The sequence below is a fragment of the Amycolatopsis sp. NPDC088138 genome, assembly GCF_044741685.1.
Taxonomy (GTDB): domain Bacteria; phylum Actinomycetota; class Actinomycetes; order Mycobacteriales; family Pseudonocardiaceae; genus Amycolatopsis.
On record NZ_JBIUTB010000002.1, the window covers coordinates 367,067 to 381,887 of the forward strand.

Annotated in this window: 13 protein-coding genes; 9 read left to right on the top strand and 4 right to left on the bottom strand. The window is 73.1% G+C overall.

Features of this window, described 5'->3' with window-relative positions; genetic code table 11:
- The first annotated feature begins 7 nt into the window (after positions 1-7).
- Genes ACIOD2_RS09245 through ACIOD2_RS09260 form a run of 4 tightly spaced genes read left to right on the top strand, consistent with a single transcriptional unit; the run spans position 8 to position 5,914 of the window.
- Positions 8-1,849, top strand: coding sequence for a fibronectin type III domain-containing protein (locus ACIOD2_RS09245; protein WP_400536243.1), 1,842 nt, complete (start codon positions 8-10; stop codon positions 1,847-1,849).
- Complete coding sequence (locus ACIOD2_RS09250) at positions 1,846-2,802, top strand: AAA family ATPase (protein ID WP_400536246.1); 957 nt, start codon at positions 1,846-1,848, stop codon at positions 2,800-2,802. The genes ACIOD2_RS09245 and ACIOD2_RS09250 overlap by 4 nt, the downstream gene beginning before the upstream one ends.
- Positions 2,799-3,929 (top strand): DUF58 domain-containing protein, encoded by a 1,131-nt coding sequence (locus tag ACIOD2_RS09255; protein WP_400536249.1) that lies wholly within the window; start codon positions 2,799-2,801, stop codon positions 3,927-3,929. The genes ACIOD2_RS09250 and ACIOD2_RS09255 overlap by 4 nt, the downstream gene beginning before the upstream one ends.
- The gene (locus ACIOD2_RS09260) at positions 3,926-5,914 is read left to right on the top strand and encodes a transglutaminaseTgpA domain-containing protein (RefSeq protein ID WP_400536251.1); all 1,989 of its coding nucleotides are present in this window, start codon (positions 3,926-3,928) and stop codon (positions 5,912-5,914) included. The genes ACIOD2_RS09255 and ACIOD2_RS09260 overlap by 4 nt, the downstream gene beginning before the upstream one ends.
- On the opposite strand, the gene ACIOD2_RS09265 is transcribed toward ACIOD2_RS09260, so the two are convergent.
- A complete protein-coding gene (locus ACIOD2_RS09265; protein ID WP_400536254.1) occupies positions 5,911-7,293 on the bottom strand; it encodes a serine/threonine protein kinase in 1,383 nt (460 codons plus the stop codon). The two genes, ACIOD2_RS09260 and ACIOD2_RS09265, sit on opposite strands and share 4 nt — an antisense overlap.
- A 304-nt stretch (positions 7,294-7,597) precedes the next feature.
- Here ACIOD2_RS09265 and ACIOD2_RS09270 point away from each other — a divergent pair, with 304 nt between their 5' ends.
- The 3 genes from ACIOD2_RS09270 (at position 7,598) to ACIOD2_RS09280 (ending at position 10,657) form a co-directional block, all read left to right on the top strand.
- Positions 7,598-8,749: a thioester domain-containing protein gene (locus ACIOD2_RS09270; protein WP_400536256.1), complete on the top strand. Its 1,152-nt coding sequence runs from the start codon at positions 7,598-7,600 to the stop codon at positions 8,747-8,749.
- Between the two features lie 214 nt (positions 8,750-8,963).
- On the top strand, positions 8,964-9,788 hold the full coding sequence (locus ACIOD2_RS09275) for a helix-turn-helix domain-containing protein (protein WP_400536259.1): 825 nt from the start codon (positions 8,964-8,966) through the stop codon (positions 9,786-9,788).
- Positions 9,789-9,838: 50 nt separating this feature from the next.
- The gene (locus ACIOD2_RS09280; protein ID WP_400536262.1) at positions 9,839-10,657 is read left to right on the top strand and encodes a carbohydrate-binding protein; all 819 of its coding nucleotides are present in this window, start codon (positions 9,839-9,841) and stop codon (positions 10,655-10,657) included.
- 15 nt (positions 10,658-10,672) lie between these two features.
- Here ACIOD2_RS09280 and ACIOD2_RS09285 read toward each other — a convergent pair whose 3' ends face one another.
- Complete coding sequence (locus ACIOD2_RS09285) at positions 10,673-11,695, bottom strand: chitinase (protein ID WP_400536265.1); 1,023 nt, start codon at positions 11,693-11,695, stop codon at positions 10,673-10,675.
- A gap of 238 nt (positions 11,696-11,933) precedes the next feature.
- Here ACIOD2_RS09285 and ACIOD2_RS09290 point away from each other — a divergent pair, with 238 nt between their 5' ends.
- Positions 11,934-12,638: a PP2C family protein-serine/threonine phosphatase gene (locus tag ACIOD2_RS09290; protein WP_400536268.1), complete on the top strand. Its 705-nt coding sequence runs from the start codon at positions 11,934-11,936 to the stop codon at positions 12,636-12,638.
- Positions 12,639-12,648: 10 nt separating this feature from the next.
- Here ACIOD2_RS09290 and ACIOD2_RS09295 read toward each other — a convergent pair whose 3' ends face one another.
- Complete coding sequence (locus ACIOD2_RS09295) at positions 12,649-13,626, bottom strand: sigma-70 family RNA polymerase sigma factor (protein WP_400536271.1); 978 nt, start codon at positions 13,624-13,626, stop codon at positions 12,649-12,651.
- 133 nt (positions 13,627-13,759) lie between these two features.
- Between ACIOD2_RS09295 and ACIOD2_RS09300 the strand changes: the two genes are divergently transcribed.
- Entirely contained in the window at positions 13,760-14,338 is a 579-nt protein-coding gene (locus ACIOD2_RS09300) for a dihydrofolate reductase family protein (protein WP_400536273.1), read from the top strand.
- Between the two features lie 45 nt (positions 14,339-14,383).
- On the opposite strand, the gene ACIOD2_RS09305 is transcribed toward ACIOD2_RS09300, so the two are convergent.
- Entirely contained in the window at positions 14,384-14,635 is a 252-nt protein-coding gene (locus tag ACIOD2_RS09305; protein WP_400536276.1) for a hypothetical protein, read from the bottom strand.
- Positions 14,636-14,821 lie beyond the last annotated feature (186 nt).

A 14,821-nucleotide genomic window follows, 5' to 3' on the forward strand; every position in this document is an offset into this window, starting at 1 on the left:
ACTGCCCGTGGCGCTGGTCGCTGTCGGCGGGGTCGCGGTCGTGACGCTGGCGCTCACGGGAGCCGTGAGCCCGACCCCCGGCCTGTCGTTTTCGCCGTCCGGGCACTGGGTGGTCAACCCCGGGCTCGGGCTCGTGCTGCACGTCAACGGTTCCTCGCGCGGCGTCGACGCGAAGGCCGCCGTGCCGGGTCTCGCGCCCGGGGATTCGGTGGTGCAGGGGGATTCCAGCGGGTACGTCGTCGGGCCGTCGCAGGTGACCGAGTTCGGCAAGTCCGACCTCGCGGTCACCGGCAGCACCCCGACACCGGTCGTTGGCGAACGCCCCGTGCTGCTCGAAACCGACGGCGGCCCCTACCTCGTCTACCGCGACGCCGGCAGCGTCGTGCGGCTCGGCCCGGCGATGACCGTCGTCCCCGCGGGCGGGAAGCTCGGCGATCCGGTGGCCGCCAAGGACGGCACGGTGTGGGTCAACCGCGTCGACACCGGCTCGGTCTGCGACCTGCCGAAGGCGGCCGACCAGCTCGTCTGCCCCGCCGCGGCCCCGCCCGGGCACGCCGGGGCCCTCACCCTGGTGGGGGAAAAACCGGTCTTCGTCGACACCACCGCCGACACGTTCAGCGTGGTCGGCCCCAGCGGGCTCGAACCGGCCGTCGCCCTCGGCGTCGACGTCCCGCCCGGCGCGCGCGTCGCGGGCTCGGACGCGCAGGGCCGCGTCGCGATCTTCGACCCGTCGGCCAGCCGGCTGCACCTGATCGACACGGCCGCGCTGACCCGCGACCGGCCGGGCGTCCCGCCGATCACCGTCGACGTCCCGCCCGGCGACTACGCGACCCCGGCCGCCACCGGCGACACCGTCGCGCTGCTCGACACGCACGGCCGGACGCTGCGCACCTACGGCGCCGACGGCCGCGGCCGCGCCGTGACGCCGATCCCGGCCGAGCCGGGCGATCCGCGCCTGAGCAAGGGCGAGGACCAGCGGCTCTACATCGACGGCGACGCCGGCAAGCACGTCGTGGTCGTCGACCCGGACGGCTCGGCCGTCGACGTCCCGGTCGTCGCGGACCCGCCGAAGGAGACACCGCCCGTCGCGCCACCGCCGGTCACTCCGGTGCCGCCTCCGTCGCAAGGCCGGCCGGACCCGCCGCGGCCGCCCGCTTCCACGGTGCCGCCCAAGCCGACCTCCAACCGGCCCGCGCCGCCTTCGCGGACCGTGCCACCCGTACCGCCCGCGCCCCCGCCGGTGGTCGCCGCGCCCGCGACGCCGCCGGGTGTGCCGGGCGGGCTGTCCGCCACGGTCAGCGGGTCGGCCGCGCAGGTCCGCTGGTCGGCCGCGGCCCCGAACGGCGCCGCCGTCACGGCCTACCACGTCAACTGGTCCCGCACGGACGGCTCCGGCGCGGGCTCGCTCGACACCGCCGGCGGCGGCCGGTCCGCGTCGATCCCGGGCCTGGTGGCGGGGGCGGCCTACCGCGTCCAGGTCGCGGCGCAGAACAGCGCCGGACGGGGTGCGGCGGCGGCCACGACCTTCACCCGGCCGGCGCCGAAACCCTCGATCAAGCTCAGTCAGGGGACCCGTCCCCAAGGTGCTGACCGAAACTGTGGCCGGGACGAAGAGACCCCGGACTGCGCGTGGATGCACGTCGTGCTGACCGGGTTCGCCCCGAACACGAGCTACCACGTCCAGCCGCACGCGAACAACAGCGGTTACAGCAACCCAGGTGTCACCGAGAGCACGGACGAAAACGGATCCATGACCTTGAACGCGTTCTACTACTACGGCGTCGGCAACACGGTGTGGGTGACGGTCGGCTCGTACACCTCGGCGCGCCTCGTCTGGCGGGCGTCGTGAGCACTCGCGCCGCCGAGGTCTACCGCGCGATCGCCGACAACGTCAGCCAGGTCGTGCGCGGCAAGCCGGAGCTGATCCGGCTGACCGTCGCCGCGTTGTTCGCCGAGGGGCACCTGCTGCTGGAGGACGTTCCCGGCGTCGGCAAGACGACGCTGGCGCAGTGCCTCGCGCGCAGCGTCGGCGGCACCTGGCACCGGATCCAGTTCACGCCCGACCTGATGCCCGGCGACATCACCGGCGTCACGGTCTACCGGCAGAAGGACGAGGACTTCGTCTTCCACCCCGGCGGGGTGTTCGCGAACGTCGTCGTCGCCGACGAGATCAACCGCGGCACGCCGAAGACGCAGTCGGCGCTGCTCGAGGTGATGAGCGAGCAGCGGGTGACCGTCGACGCCGTCGGGCACGACGTGCCACGCCCGTTCCTCGTGGTGGCGACGCAGAACCCGATCGAGATGGAGGGCACCTACCGGCTGCCCGAGGCCCAGCTCGACCGGTTCCTGATGCGGCTGACCGTCGGCTACCCCGACCTGGCGGCCGAGGTGCTGGTGATCATGAGCGAGGCGGCCGGGGTCAGCCCGCGCGACCTGCCCGCGGTCGTCGACCTGCCGACCGTGACGGCGGCGATCGCCGAGGTCCGGGCGTCCCATGTGGACCGTGGGGTGTGCGAGTACGCGGCCCGCCTGGCGGCCGCCACCCGCGTCCACCCGGCCGTGCGGTTCGGGGCCAGCCCGCGCGGCAGCATCGCGCTGGTGCGGGCGGGGCAGGGGCTGGCGGCCACCGCCGGCCGCGCGTTCGTCACCCCGGACGACGTCAAGGACGTCGCGATCCCGGTGCTCGCGCACCGGCTGGTGCTGACCGCCGAAGCCGAGCTCGGCCGGCGCGGCGCCGACGAGATCGTCCGCGAGGTGCTCGACGCCGTCCCGGCACCCGGCCCGCTGCCCGCCGCGCGGTGAACGTGCGGCTGACGCCGCGCGGCGTGGCCTTCCTCGTCGTCTCGGTGCTGCTCTTCGCCGGTGGCCAGGGGGGTGGGTACCCGCTGCTGCGGGCGCTCGGCGCGGCTGGCCTCGGTGCGGTCGCCGCCGCGATCGCGCTGACCGCCCGGCGCGTGCGGGTCGAGGTGACGCGGGCGGTGCACCCGGACCGCGTCGAGCGGGGCGAGCCCGCGCTGGCCCGGTTGACCGCAACGGCTCCCGCCCGGCGGCAGAGCGCTTTCTTCGCGACCGACCGGTCCGGCCGGTTCCGGCGGACCGTGCGGATCCCGCCGCTGCACCCCGGCGTGAGCCGGACGCTGCACTACGAGCTGCCGACGTCGGTGCGCGGGCGCCAGACCGTCGGCCCGCTGAGCCTGCACCGCGCGGACCCGTTCGGGCTGGCGCGCAACCGCGTGCCGACCGGCGAAACCGCGACGCTGTGGGTGCACCCGCGCCGGTACGCGGCCAAGGCGCCGTCCGCGGGCCATCCGCGGCACCACCACGAGGGCGTCACCTCCGACGACTCCCTGCGCGGCTCGACCGACCTGCAGGAGATCCGCGAGTACCAGCCGGGTGACGAGGTGCGGCACCTGTACTGGAAGGCCACCGCGCGCACCGGCCGGCTGATGGTGCGCGACTACGCCGACCCGGAGCAGCCGCGGTTCACGCTGCTGCTCGACACCCGCCGGGACGTCTTCCCGCCGGCGCTGTTCGAGGAAGCGGTCGACCTCGCGGCGTCACTTCTCGTGGCCGCCGCCCGGGCCGGCCGGCACACCCGGCTCGTCACGCCCGGCGGCACGGATCGGCCGTCCGCGGGCGGGATGGCCGCGGTACTGCCCTTGCTGGACGAACTCTGCGAGCTCCGTCAGTCCGAAGTGGACACGGCACTGGTGCCGGCCGAGCTGCTGCACGGCTCGGGCGGTGGCTGTCTCGCCGTGGTGACGGCGACGGCGGACCCGGCGACCCTCGCCGAGCTGCGGCCGCGTTACCGCGCGGCGTACGTCCTCGAACTCGGGCCGCCCGCCCCGCCGCGCGCGGGGTCCGGCGTCCTGGTGCTGCGCGCGGGACAGGCTCGCGAGGCCGTCGCGCGGTGGAACGAGGTCGCGTGACCGCCCGGCTCGCCGTGGTCGCGGCCATCGCCGTCGCGGGCCTGTTGTTCGGGCCGGTGTTCGGCTGGACGCCGGTGCTGCTGCCGGTGCTCGTCACGGCGGCCGTGCTGTTCGGCGTCGCGCAGCTGTGCGAGCTGCGGCCGGGCCTGGCGACCTGGCGCCCGGTGCTGCTGGTCGTCGCTGGCTTGCTCGCGGTCGTCGGGACGACGCTGGTCCCGATGTCCGTTGTGGACATTCCGGCCGCGCTCGGCACCGGCGTCACGCGGTCGTGGCGGCTGGTCCTGCAGTCGACGTGGCCCGCGCGGCCCGACCCCGCGCTGCTGGTGTTCGTGCCGTTGCTGGTGGTGCTGGCCGGGACCGCGGCACTGGAGCTGCTCTCGCGCCTGCGCCGTCCGCTGGCCGCGCTCGCGCCGAGCGTCGTGGTCCTCGTGCTCAGCCAGCTGTACTCGGCGGCGTCCGGGCTGACGGCGCTGGTCGCCGCGGTCGCCTACTTCGCGTGTGTGCTCGCCGCGTGCGTCACCGCGCGGGTGTTCACCGCGGCGGTCCCGCTGACGGCGTTGGTGGCGGTCGTGCTGGCCGGGACGCTGCCTTCGGCGGCGGCGTACTCACTCCAGGAGCAGGAGGCGCCGCGCGTCGACGTCCGCACGGCCAGCCCGCTCGACGAGATCGCCGCCCGGCTCGCGCGGCCGGACGTGCCGGTGTTCGACGTGCGCGGCACGAGCCCGGACCGCTGGCCGCTGGTGGTGCTGGACGACTTCGACGGTGTCGAGTGGACGGCCGGCCACGACTACCGCCGGCTGGGCCGGGAGCTGCTGCCGCCGCCCGCGGTGCCGGTGCGGCGGGACAGCGCGGAGATCAGCGTCCGGCCCGGACAGGGCCCGTGGCTGCCGTCGCAACCGCTACCCGCGGCCGTGACCGGCGCCGATCCGCTGGTGGAGGAGACCGAGGGGTCGCTGCTCGCGCCGGTGCCGGACGCGCCCACGACGTACTCGCTGAGCTGGTGGACACCGGAAGTCTCCGCCGCGACCCGGCTGGACGGCTCCGCGCCGGGCGGCCTGGCCGACGTCGGCGCGGTCCCGGACGGCATCCCGGAGCTGGCCGCCCAGGCGGTGCACGGCCTGCGCCCGACGTTCGAAAGCGCGCTGGTGCTGGAGCGTTTCTTCCGCGACGGTTATCGCCGGGCGACGGGCACCGCTCTCCCCGCCGGTCACGGCTGGCCGCAATTGCGAGATTTCCTGCTGGTGACCAAACGCGGAACAAGTGAACAATTCGCGGCGGCGTACGTCGCGTTGGCCCGCATCGTCGGCATCCCGGCCCGGCTGGTGGTCGGCTACCGGCCGCCGCCGGGGGCGACGACGGTGCGCAACGGCGACGTCCTGGCGTGGCCGGAGGTGGCGGTGACGGGCGTGGGCTGGGTGCCGCTCGACCCCAGCGGCTCGGCGTCGTCCTCGTCCGGCTTGGCCGGCCTGACCGACCGGGCGCGGGCCGCGTTGCCGCCGTCGCAGGAGCTGAAGGACCCACCGGTGGCCCCGCCGACGGCGCCGGTTTCCCCGGCCGCGGCTTCGGGTTCGTTCTCGTTCCCCTTCGGGGTCGTACTGGTGGTGCTGGGCCTCCTACTGGTGCTGTGGCTGGTGGGGGTGCCGTCGGCGAAGACCCTCCGGGCGTGGCGACGGCGATCGCGTGCCGGAGCCGGCGCGGTACGGGGAGCGTGCGAAGAGGTGCGAGACCGGCTGCGGGACCGGCGCGTACCCCTGCGCCCGGGGATGACGCTCCGGGACTACGCGGGGCTGGTCCCGTCCGCCGGGGGCGGCCTGGCGGAGCTGAGCTCCGTTGTGGACAGTGCACTGTGGTCCGGCCGCCCGGCGGGCGACGAAGCCGGCCGGGCCTGGGCGGCGGTGCGTGCGGTGCGTGCCGGACTGCGCGGCGGTGTCGTGGCCCGGGTGCGGGGTGCGCTGAACCCGAGGTCGCTGTTCACCCGCGGCTAGTGGCCGCAGGTGGCGCCGCGGATCGGCTGGGGCCGGCTTTCCACGGGGTGGATCCCGTCGGTGGCCTGGACCAGGAAGCAGTACTTGCGCGCGGGGTCCACCGGGACCCGCATCGTGCGGTTCCGGTCGGCGTACCGGGTCTTCGCCGGTTCGCCCTCGGCCGCCACGATGACCGCGAACTCCAGCGTGCCCGTCGCGTGCCAGGTCAGGTCGACGTAGCTGCCGCCGTCGGCCGGGGGATCGAGCACCAGCGCCGGGCCGCTCGCGGTGCCGGTGGGCGCCGGACCGGACGCGGGCCCCGGCGCCGCCGGGGGCGGGGTGAGCGGGGCCGGATCGTCCCGCAGCAGCACCACGGCCACCACGACGACCACCGCGACCAGCGCGGGGATGCCGAGCAGCACGCCGAGCCGTCCGGTGCGCCGGGGCCGCGCGGCCGGCCCGGAGACCGCGACCAGCGAACGGGCCTGCCCGGTTCGGTCTCCGGCGGGCGGGGGAGCGGATTCGGCCCGGTCGCCGATGAACGGACCGGTGGGTTCGCCGGCGGGCGCCTGATCCGAAGCGGCGGGCGAGTGGGCGGACGCTCGATCCCCGGCACCCGGGCGCCGGGGAGCACCGGCCTGGTCCGCGGCCAGCTCCGCCAGGCGCCCGGCCACGTACGCGGCGTCGATCGGCCGGTGCGCCGGATCGGCCGACAGCAGCGCCGCCACCAGGTTTTCCAGGCCCGGCGGCAGGTCCGGCCGCCCGGTCCCGGCCAGCGCTCCGTGCAGGATCCGCAGCACGTGCTCGGCCCCGCCGTCGCCGGGATACGGCGGTCGCCCGGTCGCCGCGAAGTACAGCAGCGCGCCCAAGCCGTACAGATCCGCCCGCTCGTCGGTGACCGCGTCGCGGACCGTCTCCGGGGCACGGAACCCCAGCTCCGACGTCTCGCCGCCGAACGCCGTCCGCAGGACCGAGCCCGCGTCCGTCAGCACGGGTTCGCCGTCCGGGCGGAAGAGGACGTTGCCCGGCGTGAGACCGCCGTGGACGACGCCCGCCGCGTGGATCGCCGCCAAGGCCGTCGCCAGTGCTTCGCCCAGGGCGATCGTGTCGGACGCGTCCAGGGGGCCCGCGTCGGCGAGGAGATCCGCCAGGGACTGCGAACACAACGGCAGCCGCAACACCGCGCGGCCATCGGGTAACGAGTCGATCTCCGGCAGGAGAACAGGAGCACCCCGCAACCGGGCCTGCTCGCGCTCCAGGGCGCTGCGCGTCGGGCGGTCCAGCGGGCCGGGGAAGATCTTCAGCGCGAACGCCGTGTCGGCCTCGACACCCGCGTACACCTGGGCGACCGGCCCGGCCCCGACCAGCACCAGGTCGTCGAACGGCGTGTCGATCGTCATCGCTGGCGCGGTCCCCCCGGTCGTGCGAACGGTTCAGGCCGATTCTCCCACGGCGACCGCCGCGTATTTCCGGGGTGGCAATCTGCACTTTTCCGGCTTCTTCTTGCCCTTCTGAACAACACATTCGAGTTAACGGGGGCGTCAGATGTGGACCCTGTGAGGTCCATGTATGCTCCGGTGTCGCTTGACCGGGTGATAACTCACTCGAATCGGTGGCCGTCGTGATCGGGGCTTGGTCTCACGCGGTCCCCCACGTCGTGGTTCGGGCTCGGATAGGAGATTTATGCAGGTCAGGTCAGCTTTCGTGCGTGGTGGGATCGCGGCTCTCGCCGCGGCCGCCGCGGTCATGGTCGGGTCCCCGGCCGCTCTCGCCGACGACGGCGCCGCGCGCGGCCGGGTCATCGAGGTCAAGGACGCGAACGGCAAGACCGTTCCCAAGGCCACCGTCGGTTACCGGCTCAACCTCGGCCAGGGCGGCGACTACATCGCCGAACTGTTCGAAATGAAGCTGTCCAACGGCAGCACGCTGAAGCTCTACTGCGTGCAGATCACCGTCGGCCTGCGCACCGACGTCGACATGGTCGAGCGCCCGTGGAACAAGTACCCGGCCAAGGGTCCGTTCAACGCGAACAGCGCGAAGATCAACTGGGTGCTGCACCACGGTTACCCGGGCACCGGCCTCGACGCCATCGGCTCCGCCCTGAAGAAGGCCGGTGTCACGGTCCACGACGGCGTCTCCGAGCGTGAGGCCATCGCCGCCACGCAGGCCGCGGTCTGGCACTTCAGCGACGGCGTGAACCTCGACGCCAAGAAGCCGCTGGCCGAGGAAGACGACGCCAGCGCGAACGCCGACGTCGCCGCCCTCTACGCCTACTTCACCGGTGACCAGAACAAGGGCCTCGACGCGCAGCCGAAGCCGACCCTGAACATCGCCGCGGACAAGACCGAGGGCACCGCGGGCAGCAAGATCGGCCCGTTCTCGGTCGCGACCTCCGGTGACATCACCGCGCTGACCAGCCAGCTGCCCGACGGCGTCAAGCTCACCGACGCCGACGGCAAGGAGCTGAAGGCCGCGGACGTCAAGGACGGCACCAAGCTCTACGTCGACGTCCCCGCCGGCACCAAGGCGGGCAAGGGCGGCTTCGAGCTCAAGGCCAGCGGCGAGCTGGACACCGGCCGCCTGTTCGTCTCCGAGAACTACGCGCGGCAGCCGGCCCAGTCGCTGATCGTCGCCGACTCGGAGAAGACCGAGGTGACCGCGAACGCGGCCGCCAGCTGGACCGAGGTCGCTCCGGCCACCACCCCGGCGCCGACCACGCCGGCCGGTTCGAACGGCGGTGGCGGCGAGCTCGCCAACACCGGTGTCGACGCGGCCGTGCCGTTCACCGTCGGCGGCCTGCTGCTCGGTGGCGGCGCGCTGATGCTGCTGGTGAACCGTCGCCGCAGCCGTGCGTGACTGAACTGAGTTAACCCGGAACGGGGCCGGTCCACTGTGGACCGGCCCCGTTTTCGTACCCGACGAACGGATTGCGATCTTCGGGGCGAAACCGGCGAACCGTGCACGCAGTGGTCTAGACTTTTCCGCCGACCGGCGAAGGGACCAGACCATGCGTGGTACGACCGTTCCGCCCGGGACGCCTTGCCTCCCGCCAGGGGCGGGGGAGCTGCCGGTGCACCGGCTGGAGCTGCCGGCGCCGGGCGCGGTGCCTTTCGCCGTCGGGACGTTCGACACGATCGGGCCGCTGTCGCGCGCGGAGTTCCCGCACCGGCACACGTTCCACGAGCTCGTCCACGTCACCGGCGGCACCGGCAAGCACGTCGTCGACCTGGCGCGCTGGCCGCTGCGGCCGCCGCACCTCGGGGTGATCACCGCGGGTCAGGTGCACCACTGGGCCGGCGTGCGCGGCCTGACCGGGCACGTCGTGCTGTTCACCGACGACTTCCTGCTCGACCACCCGGCCGACCGCGACCGGCTGCGACGGCTGGGCGAGCGGCCGTGGCTGGAGCTGGACGCCCGCGCCGACGCCGACGTCACGCGGCTCGTCACCGAGCTGGAGGCGGAGTACCGGCGCGGCGCGGACTCGGTCGTGCGGGCTCTGCTGCACGTCCTGGTCGTGCGCGTCGGACGGCTGCCGGGGACGCCGGAAGCGCCACCCGCCCGGGCCGGCGCGGTGGCGGCGGAGTTCGCCCGGCTCACCGGGCGCGCCGACCTGGGCCTGTGGTCGGTGCGCGCGCACGCCGAACGCATCGGCGTCACGCCGGAGCACCTCACCGACGCCGTCAAGGCCGCGACCGGCCGCACGGCCGCGCAACTGGTGCGCGAGGCGCGGATCCGGGAGGCCCAACGGTTCCTGCTCCGCACGGACCTGACGGTCCGGCAGGTGGCGAGCCGGGTCGGGTTCGCCGATCCGGCGTACTTCTGCCGGTTCTTCCGCCGCGAAACGGGCTCGAGTCCCGGCGATTTCCGGCGGGCCGGGGAGAAGCACCACGACTGACCGTTCCCGTCCATCGCCCGCGACCCGGTGCGCTGCTTACCGTCGAGGGCATGGACGAAGAGACGAAGCTGAGCCGCAAAACGGTGCTGCGGGCCGCTCTGGCCGCCGGCGTCGCGGCACCCGTCGCGCTGCTCGGCGGCCCCGCGCTCGCCCGTACGGCTGCCACGAGCGGCCAGGTCCCGGCGCTGACACCGTCGTGCCACGACGACGACGATCCGACGCCCGAGCAGATCGAAGGGCCGTACTTCAAGCCGAACTCGCCGGAACGGACCTCGCTCGTCACGCCGGGCACCCAGGGCACGCGGCTGACCTTGACGGGTTACGTCTTCGGGCTCGCCTGCCTGCCGGTCGACCGCGCGCTGCTGGACTTCTGGCAGGCGGACGTCAACGGCGCCTACGACAACACCGGTTACACCTTCCGCGGCCACCAGTACACCAACGCCCAGGGCGCGTTCACGCTGTCGACGATCGTGCCCGGCCTCTACCCGGGGCGCACCCGGCACATCCACGTGAAGGTCCAGGCGCCGGGCCGGCCGATCCTGACCACACAGCTCTACTTCCCGAACGAGCCGCGCAACAACACCGACTCGATCTTCGACGCGCGGCTGCTGATGACCGTGCGGGACAATGGAAGCGCCAAGGAGGCCGCGTTCGACTTCGTGCTGAACGTGCCGCAGAACCCGCCGTCGACGACCGGGACACCACCGACGTCCACCCCGCCCGGCGGCACGACCTGGGCGGCGGGCACCGCCTACACGGCCGGTGCCCGCGTCACCTACAGCGGCCGGGACTACGTGTGCTTGCAGGGGCACACGGCCCAGCCGGGCTGGGAGCCTCCGAACGTCCCCGCGCTGTGGCGGACGGCCTGAGGCTCCCAGCGGGGGTCAGCAGGAGAGGTTGGCGCCGGGGTCGACACCGAGGATGGACGTGATCTGGCGGTACTTGTCGACGCGGCTCTGCACCTGCGCCGGGTTGCCGCCGTTGCACTCGATCGAGCCGTTGATGCTGCGGATCGTCTCGCCGAAGCCGCGGCTGTTGACCATCGCGTTGTGCGGGGTCATCGTGCCGGGGCCGCTCTGGGTGTTCCAGTACCAGAGGCCGGTCTTCCACGCGACGGCCGAGTTCTGCTCGACCTGCCACGGGTTGCCGAGCAGGTCGATGCCGAGCGCGTCACCGGCGGCCTTGTAGTTGAAGTTCCAGCTGAGCTGGATCGGGCCACGGCCGTAGTACGCCGCCTGGCCTGCCGGGCAGCCGTAGGACTGGCTCCAGTCGCAGTAGTGCGGGTAGTTGGCCGTGTTCTGTTCGACGATGTAGACGAGGCCGCCGGTCTCGTGGTTGACGTTCGCGAGGAACGCGGCCGCTTCCTGCTTCTTCACCGTGTCACTGCCGGTGTTCGCGAAGCCGGGGTAGGCCGACAGCGCCGCGGTCAGGCCGCTGTAGCTGTAGAAGCCGTTGCGGCCCGGGAAGATCTGGTTGAACTGGGCCTCACTGACGACGAACGAACCCGGGTTGCCGGGGGGCGTGCCGCCGCCGTCGCAGCTGTAGGGCTCCCAGTACCAGGTGCTGATGATCGGGTCGTAGCCCGGGTTCGCGTTCTTGGCGCGGTAGTAGCCGCCGTTGGTGTACTTGACGACCGCGCCGACGTCGTACCACTGGCCGGCGACCCAGTTGGGCGCGTTGCAGGTCGTCCCGCCACCGCCGCCGTCACAGCTGTAGGGCTCCCAGTACCAGGTGCTGATGATCGGGTCGTAGCCCGGGTTCGCGTTCTTGGCGCGGTAGTAACTGCCGTTGGTGTACTTGACGACCGCGCCGACGTCGTACCACTGGCCCGCGACCCAGTTGGGCCCGCTGCACGCCGCGGCGGCGGCCTGCGGGGCGGCGGTGGACAACGCGGGGACACCGAGCACGAGGGCGGCTGCGGCCGCAAAGGCCGAAAATACCGCGACAAGACGTCTTCTCAAGGCTCGCTCACTCCTTCGGCCACGACAGGTTCCGGACGTGGGGGGCGTCCGGTTGTCGAAGAGGGGTGCTCATCCGGCCGGAAGAACGTGACACCAGTCACTAGAGCAGATTGGTCTAGTCCAGTCAAGAAACCTGACAATGCGGGCAACGGGTCTGCGCGTTCGGCCCTGGCATGATGCGTCCATGACCGGACTTGTCACGCGTGCCGCCGCGGGCAGCGAAACGGGGCGGCGCTACGCCGCCAACTTCGATGTCGTGCACCTGACCGAAGATCCGTTGCTGGCGGTGGTCGCCGACGGCATGGGTGACGGTGAAGGCAGCCGGATGGCCGGACGGACCGCGGTCGACGTCTTCGTCGCGCGGGCGGGCGAATCCGCGGACTCGTTGCGGGAGGCGGTCGCCGCGGCGCAACGCGAGGTGAACGAGGCCGGCAGGCGGATCGGCGGGCTGGCCGGGTGCACGCTCACCGCGCTCGTCGCGTCCGCCGGCGGGCACTGGCTCGTCCAGATCGGCGACTCGCGTGCCTACCGGCTGCGCGACGGCCTGCTCGAACTGCTGACGACCGACCACACGATGGCCTGGCTCGGCGCGGTCAACGGCTGGTACGCCTTCGACTCGCCCCAGGCGTCGGCCGCGCGGTACCAGCTGACGCGCTACGTCGGGCACCCCGCGCACCCGGAGCCGGACGTGCTCAGCCTCGCGCTCCGCCCGGGCGACGTCCTCCTGCTGTGCAGTGACGGCGTCGCCGAGCAGGTGCCCTACGAGCGGATCCGCGAGATCCTCGGGCGCCCCGACGAGCCGGGTGAGCAGGTCCGGCAGCTGCTGGCCGTCGCCGAGGCGGCGGGCGGCCAGGACAACGCGACGGCCGTCGTCGTCCAGGCGTCCTAGCTCCCCCTCGTCACAGCGATCGCGGTAAGCCGAACGACGGCAGCACGGTGTTCTCGAAGCGGGTCATGGCGCAGATCCGGTCGCCCGCGAGCGTGAGGACGTACAGGCCGGTCCCGTGGCGGACGCCGGTGGGGGCGACCAGGTAGGACCCGAACGCCGGCTGGCCGTTGGCCCGGGTCGGCACGAGCCGGAACCGCCGTCCCGCGCCGAAGAGGTCGGCGCAGAAGCGGGCCACGACGTCCCGGCCCTGGTATTCGAGCGGCAGCGGTGGCATGGACATGAACACGTCGTCGGTCAGCAGGGACACCAGCGCGCCGACGTCGGCGGCCTCCCAGGCGTGGACGAACTCCGCCAGGATCGTGTTCTCGGCGGGGGAACCGGCGGCGGGCGGCGGGTCGTCGAGGGCCGGCCGGTGGCGCCGCAGTCCGGCACGCGCTCGCTTGAGCGCGCTCTTGACCGAGTCCACGGTCGTGTCCAGCAGGTCGGCGACCTCGGTCTCGGGGAACCCGAGGACGTCGCGCAGGACGAGCACGGCGAGCTGGCGCGGCGGCAGGACCTGGAGCGCGGTCACGAAGGCCAGCGACACGGATTCCGCCTGCTCGTAACGAGCTTCCGGGTCGAGGAGGACGTCGGGATACGGCTCGAGCCAGACGACCTCGCCGAGCCGGGTCGGTTCCGGCGGCTCGACGCCGGGGATGTCCCATTCCTTGGCCGGGCGCCTGCTGGCCGCGCGAAGCGTGCTCAGGCACCGGTTGGTGGCGATCCGGTAGAGCCAGGTGCGCAGCGACGCGCGGCCGTCGAAGCCGCCGAGCCCCCGCCAGGCGGCCAGCAGGGTGTCCTGGAGTGCGTCTTCGGCGTCCTGGAACGACCCGAGCATCCGGTAGCAGTGCACCTGCAGCTCCCGGCGGTGCGGCTCGGTCAGGGCCCGGAACGCGTCGCCGTCGCCGGCCCGCGCCCTGCTGATCTGGTCGGTGCTCGCCGGTTCCACCCTCGCCACCCTTCGCCTGGTCGCCCGTTCATCTTGTACGGACGCCGCCCGAGGACTGAAGGGGGCGGCCGCCCCTTCCCGCGTTTTCGCGGCGTCTCTCCGGTGGCCGGCAACACGAAGAAGGAGATCCGCCATGGGAAAGATCGTCATCAGCGAGAACGTGTCGCTCGACGGGGTCGTGCAGGACCCGGTCGGCGCGGAGGGCTTCCGGTTCGCCGGCTGGTTCGACCGGCTGGAGCGCAAGGACCGCGAAGCGTGGGCCGGGGTCGAGTTCGAGGAGGCGCTGACCACCGACGCGCTGCTGCTGGGCCGGCGGACCTACGAGTGGTTCGTCGCGCAGGGGTGGGCGACCCGCGACGGTGGCTGGGCGGACCGGCTGCGTGCCGTGCCCAAGTACGTCGTGTCCTCGACTCTCACGGACCTCGAATGGAACTCGACGGTCCTCAAGGGCGACCTCGTGGACGAGGTCTCGCGGCTGAAGCAGGAGGTGGCCGGCGACGTCGTGCTCTACGGCAGCGGCCGGGTCGCGCACGCGCTGATCGAGCACGACCTGGCCGACGAGCTGCGGCTGATGGTCTGCCCGTTCGCGCTCGGGGAGGGCGAGCGCCTGTTCGGCCGGACCGATGCCTTGAAGGCGTTGCGGCTGGTCGAGCACCGCGCCGTCGGCGACAGCATCGTCCGCCTCACCTACCGGCCGCTTCGCGACGCTTAGGCCGGTTGCCGGACACGCCGTCGGGCGTGTCCGGCACGTGCGGGGTCATCGGGCCTGCGGGATCCGCACCCTCGTGACCGGGGCGACCTGCAGGATCCGCTGCAACCGGGCCCGGCCGAGCCGGTGGAGCATCTCCCCGAGCTCCTCCGGCGCGATGCTGTTCTCCAGGTCGATGCGCGTCACCTTGATGACGCGGTCGATCTCCGTGGCGGGGAGCCGGGCCCCGAACTCCCCGGCCAGCCACACCCCGACCTCGTCGACGACGTTCTCCGCCTGGTGGTGGCTCCGTACGGTCATCGCTCTCCTCGTTTCGGGTCGCCTTGTGCCCAGGTCGAGGCCGGAAAATGCCGGCCTGACGCGGGTTCGACGACCGAGCGCGGGAGCCATGACGCCGAACGGCGAAATTCTTCGCGAGAAAGCTTTGCGTGGTCGGGCGGGTGAAATCCGTGACGAAGGCCGTCACTCACATGGGCGGAAACGCGA

Coding starts and splice junctions, on each gene's coding strand:
- ACIOD2_RS09265 (WP_400536254.1), bottom strand. CDS start 7,293: ATGACGATCGACACGCCGTTCGACGACCTGGTGCTGGTCGGGGCCGGG.
- ACIOD2_RS09280 (WP_400536262.1), top strand. CDS start 9,839: ATGGACGAAGAGACGAAGCTGAGCCGCAAAACGGTGCTGCGGGCCGCT.
- ACIOD2_RS09290 (WP_400536268.1), top strand. CDS start 11,934: ATGACCGGACTTGTCACGCGTGCCGCCGCGGGCAGCGAAACGGGGCGG.
- ACIOD2_RS09300 (WP_400536273.1), top strand. CDS start 13,760: ATGGGAAAGATCGTCATCAGCGAGAACGTGTCGCTCGACGGGGTCGTG.
- ACIOD2_RS09305 (WP_400536276.1), bottom strand. CDS start 14,635: ATGACCGTACGGAGCCACCACCAGGCGGAGAACGTCGTCGACGAGGTC.